A 4,703-nucleotide genomic window follows, 5' to 3' on the forward strand; every position below is an offset into this window, starting at 1 on the left:
TCTATCCGGGCGGGTTCAGCGAGACCGAGATCCTGTTCGCCTACGGCAGCGCCTGCTTTGCTAGTAAGATGGGGACCCTCGCCGGCAATCACTTCCTGACCGTCGTCAAGGGCGCGGAGCAACTCGCGGAGATGGGGCGGAAGGTGCTCTGGCAGGGTGCGCAGGAAATCGTGTTCGATGAGGTGGCAACGGCATAGCGCGCCCGCTGCGCAGTGCGGCGTTCGCGGGCGACACCATAACAATCAGAGGATGTCATGACTGGTGCATTCGAACCCCGTGCACTGCTGCGGCAGATGTTCGACGCAGCGATTGCAGCAGCGCAGCCGGTGCAGTGCATACCGGCTCATCTGCCGGCCGCGCCGAAAGGGCGCACGCTGGTGATTGGTGCCGGTAAGGCGTCGGCCGCGATGGCGAAGGCATTCGAGGACCACTGGCCGGGCGAGGTTACCGGCCTCGTGGTGACGCGTTACGGCTACGAGGTGCCGTGCCGGCGCATCGAGATCATCCAGGCCGCGCACCCGGTGCCGGATGCGGCCAGTCTCGCGGCCTCCCGGCGCATCCTCGAATTCGTGCGCGGGGCCACCGCGGACGATCTCGTGGTCTGCCTGATCTCGGGCGGCGGCTCATCGCTGCTCATACTGCCGCAGGAAGGGCTCACGCTGGAGGACAAGCAGGCGGTCAATCGCGCCCTGCTCAAGTCCGGTGCGAGCATCACCGAGATGAACTGCGTGCGCCGGCACCTGTCGGCGATCAAGGGCGGCCGGCTCGCGGCTGCCTGCCACCCGGCGAAGGTGGTGACCCTGCTGCTGTCGGACGTGCCCGGCGACAATCCGATGGACATCGCTTCCGGTCCCACCGTGGCTGACTCGACCACCTGCGCCGACGCCGCGGACATCATCCGGCGCTACGCAATCGAGGTGCCGCCGGCCGTGCACGAGATTCTCGCGAGCGGGCGCGGTGAGTCGGTGAAGCCGGACGATCCGCGACTGGCGGGCAACGAGGTGCGCATGGTCGCCACGCCGCAGCTGGCGCTGGAGCGCGCCGCCGCGGTCGCGCGCGCGGCGGGCCTGACCACGGTGACGCTCGGCGATCGCATCGAGGGCGAAGCGCGTGATGTCGGCAAGGTGATGGCGGGCATTGCGCTGCAGGTTGCGGCACACGGGCAGCCGGTGCCGGCGCCGTGCGTCCTGCTCTCCGGCGGCGAGACCACCGTCACCGTGCGCGGCACGGGGCGCGGCGGGCGCAATGTCGAGTTTCTCCTCGCGCTCGCCGTCGCGCTCGACGGACACGCCGGCATCCACGCCATCGCAGGTGACACCGACGGCGTCGACGGACAGGAGGAGATCGCCGGCGCCTATCTCGCGCCCGACAGCCTTGCGCGCGCGTGGGCGAAAGGCATCCGTCCCCGCGACAGTCTCGCCAACAACGATGGCCACGGTTTCTTCGAGGCACTCGGCGATTCCGTCGTGACCGGCCCGACGCTCACCAACGTCAACGATTTTCGCGCCATCCTCGTTACCGAAGACGCCGCAAAGGCGGCGCAGCGCCGATAGTGCGCACGAGCTTTCTGTCATGCGAACCCGACCTGCACTCACGGTCGACGACGTCAAATCGATTGCCGCCGGCGCCGAGGCGCTGCGTAATGGCTGGGCGGTGAAAATCTCGGTCTGCGACGACGGCAGTCATCTGCTGTGGCTGCAATGCATGGATGGTGGGCCGCCACACAGTCGCTCCCGAGAAGGCGCGCACCTGCGTGCTCGCGCGGCGCCCGAGCAAGGTCTACGAGGACATGGTGAACTACGGCCGCTTCGCCGCGCTCAAGATGCCGGTGGTGCCGCTCGAAGGCGGCAAGATGATCGTTGTCGACGGCGCAGTGGTCGGGGCGCGGTTGGTGTGTCCGGGGTGAAGGCCGGGGAAGATGCCCGAGCGGCGCGCGCCGGTGTGGCCGCGATCGGGGCGAATCACGAAATCTGATCGTGTGTGTGCCCAGCGCACACCCGCAGCGGCGTGCAAGACGCGCCAAGGAGAATAGAGCATGCGACGCAGTCGCCGCGCCAAGATTGTTGCCACATTGGGTCCCGCCAGTTCGACCGAAGCGCAGATTCGTGCGCTCTTCGAGGCGGGCGCCGATGTCTTCCGTTTGAACTTCAGCCACGGCACGCAGGCGGACCACGCCGAGCGCGTACGCCTCATCCGCAACATCGAGCAGGACGCAGGGCGGCCGATCGGCATCCTGCTTGACCTGCAGGGCCCGAAGCTGCGCATCGGGACGATTGCGCAGGGCAAGGTTCAGCTCGGCGTTGGCGATCGCTGGCGTCTCGACATGGATCCCACGCCGGGAGATGCGTCGCGTGCACCGCTGCTGCACCCCGAGATTTTCGCCGCAGTGCAGGCAGGCACCGAGCTTCTGGTCGACGATGGCAAGGTGCGACTGCGCGTCGAGCAGTCGGGTCCGGACTTCGCCGAAACCACGGTGCTGGTGGGCGGCGCGGTGTCCGACCGCAAGGGCGTGAACGTGCCCGGTGTTGTGTTGCCGATCTCACCGCTCACGGAAAAGGACCGCAAGGACCTCGCGTTCGGTCTCGAACTCGGCGTGGACTGGGTCGCGCTCTCCTTCGTGCAGCGTCCGGAGGACATCGAGGACGCGCGCGGGCTGGTCGGCAAGCGTGCCTGGCTCATGGCGAAGCTGGAAAAACCGTCTGCGATCGAACACCTGGAGGCGATCGTCGAGCGCTGCGACGGCATCATGGTCGCGCGCGGCGATCTCGGCGTGGAAATGCCGCCGGAACAGGTGCCCGAACTGCAGCGGCGCATCGTGCGCGAGTGCCGGCGCCTCGGCAAGCCGGTGGTGGTGGCGACCCAGATGCTCGAATCGATGATCAGTTCACCGGTGCCGACACGGGCAGAGGCATCCGACGTGGCCAACGCGATCTACGATGGTGTGGACGCAGTCATGCTCTCCGCGGAATCGGCCTCGGGCAGCTATCCGCGCGAGGCGGTGCTGATGATGGATCGCATCATGCAGCGCGTGGAGCAGGATCCTGCCTATCGCAGCGGGCTCGAATCGAGTCACTGGAGCGAGGCGCCTACGGTGCCCGACGCGATCTGCTGCTCGCTGCGTCGCGTCGCCAAGCTGCTCGCGCCCGCAGCCACCATCACCTACACGTCGTCGGGATTCACCGGGCTGCGCGCGGCGCGTGAACGTCCGGCAGCACCGATCCTCGGCGTTACCCCGCACTTCAGCACCGCGCGCCGCCTGGCGCTGGTGTGGGGCATCCACGCTTTACCGACCCCTGAAGTGAGCCACGTCACCGACATGGTGAACTATGCGTGCCGCGCCGCGCAGTCGGAGGGCTTTGCGCAGGCGGGCGAGACGGTCGTGATCGTCGCCGGGCTGCCCTTCGGCAGCTCCGGCCACACCAATCTGTTGCACATCACGACCATTCCGGGCGCCAAGACCGACACGTAAGCGCGCTGCCGCGAGCTGGAGGTAAACGGGGTCGCACCAGAAGCATTCCCACGCGCATCAAAAAGGAGGTCAGGAATGTTCGACAGAATCGTGGTTCCCACCGATGGTTCCGAACTCGCCGAAAAGGCGGTCGACCGTGCCATCGAGTACTGCCGTCGCGTCGGCGCGAGCATGACGACGGTTTACGTGCGCCCGACGAACCCTATGGAAGAGGTGAAGACTCTGAATGACTACGGGACTTCCGTGATCCCGATCGTCACGCCGGAGGCGATAGAGCACGCGGAACGTCATGCTCGCGAGATGCTGCAACGGGTGGCCGACCGCGCCCGCGACCAAGGAGTCGAATGTGCGACCGCGATTGTCGCGAACGACCAACCTTACCGCGGCATCATCGAGCTCGCAGAGCAGCAGAGCGGCAGCCTGATCTTCATCGCCTCGCATGGCCGCGGGGGCATGGAAGCGCTGCTGCTGGGCAGCGTGACGCAGAAGGTGTTGGCGCATTCGAAGATCCCGGTGCTGGTCTTCCGCTGACCGCCGGGCAGGGCACGAGCGCAGTCGACTTCATCGCACGACGGACGGGGTACGCCGGCCGGCGCAAACGCCTGCCGGGTGGGCGCTGTCGCCAGCCGGGACAAGACACGCGCGTTCGATCAGTCCGAGTGGATGCGCCGTCAGCTCGAAATCGAGGCGGGCGACCAATGAGCGGGGCCACACGAGTCTATCCGCGCGACCTCATCGGCTACGGTCGGCACGTACCCCACGCCAACTGGCCGGGGCAGGCGCGCATCGCCGTGCAGTTCGTGCTCAACTACGAGGAGGGCGGCGAGAACTGCGTGCTGCACGGTGACCGCGCGAGCGAGCAGTTTCTCTCCGAGATCATCGGCGCGCAGGCATACGAGGCGCGTCACCTGTCGATGGAGTCGATCTACGAATACGGCTCGCGGGTGGGCGTGTGGCGCATCCTGCGCGAGTTCGAGCGACGCGGGCTGCCGCTCACGATCTTCGGCGTCTCGATGGCGCTCGAACGGCATCCGGAAGCGACCGCCGCCTTCGTCGAGCTGGGCCACGAGATCGCCTGCCACGGCTGGCGCTGGATCCATTATCAAAGCATGGACGAGGCGACCGAGCGCGAGCACATGCGCCTCGGTGTCGACATCATCCGCCGGTTCACCGGCAAGGCACCGGAAGGCTGGTACACGGGTCGCGACAGTCCGAACACGCGCCGGCTCGTGGT

Annotated in this window: 5 protein-coding genes and 1 pseudogene; all 6 read left to right on the plus strand. The window is 67.2% G+C overall.

Annotated features, from left to right (window positions below; genetic code table 11):
* Positions 1 to 197, plus strand: a 197-nt coding sequence (locus JNK68_15300; protein MBL8541711.1) for a DUF3830 family protein, incomplete at its 5' end; no start/stop codon positions are given.
* Positions 198 to 254: 57 nt separating this feature from the next.
* The gene (locus tag JNK68_15305) at positions 255 to 1,553 is read left to right on the plus strand and encodes a glycerate kinase (protein MBL8541712.1); all 1,299 of its coding nucleotides are present in this window, start codon (positions 255 to 257) and stop codon (positions 1,551 to 1,553) included.
* Positions 1,554 to 1,572: 19 nt separating this feature from the next.
* A pseudogene (locus JNK68_15310) lies at positions 1,573 to 1,974 on the plus strand (heme-binding protein).
* Between the two features lie 61 nt (positions 1,975 to 2,035).
* Positions 2,036 to 3,469, plus strand: a complete 1,434-nt coding sequence (gene pyk / locus JNK68_15315) for a pyruvate kinase (protein MBL8541713.1) — start codon at positions 2,036 to 2,038, stop codon at positions 3,467 to 3,469.
* Positions 3,470 to 3,544: 75 nt separating this feature from the next.
* Positions 3,545 to 4,000, plus strand: a complete 456-nt coding sequence (locus JNK68_15320) for a universal stress protein (protein MBL8541714.1) — start codon at positions 3,545 to 3,547, stop codon at positions 3,998 to 4,000.
* Between the two features lie 167 nt (positions 4,001 to 4,167).
* On the plus strand, positions 4,168 to 4,703 hold a 536-nt coding region (locus JNK68_15325), incomplete at its 3' end, for a polysaccharide deacetylase family protein (protein MBL8541715.1).

The organism is Betaproteobacteria bacterium (assembly GCA_016791345.1).
Lineage (GTDB): Bacteria > Pseudomonadota > Gammaproteobacteria > Burkholderiales > JAEUMW01 > JAEUMW01.

Coding starts and splice junctions, on each gene's coding strand:
- JNK68_15305 (MBL8541712.1), top strand. CDS start 255: ATGACTGGTGCATTCGAACCCCGTGCACTGCTGCGGCAGATGTTCGAC.
- pyk (MBL8541713.1), top strand. CDS start 2,036: ATGCGACGCAGTCGCCGCGCCAAGATTGTTGCCACATTGGGTCCCGCC.
- JNK68_15320 (MBL8541714.1), top strand. CDS start 3,545: ATGTTCGACAGAATCGTGGTTCCCACCGATGGTTCCGAACTCGCCGAA.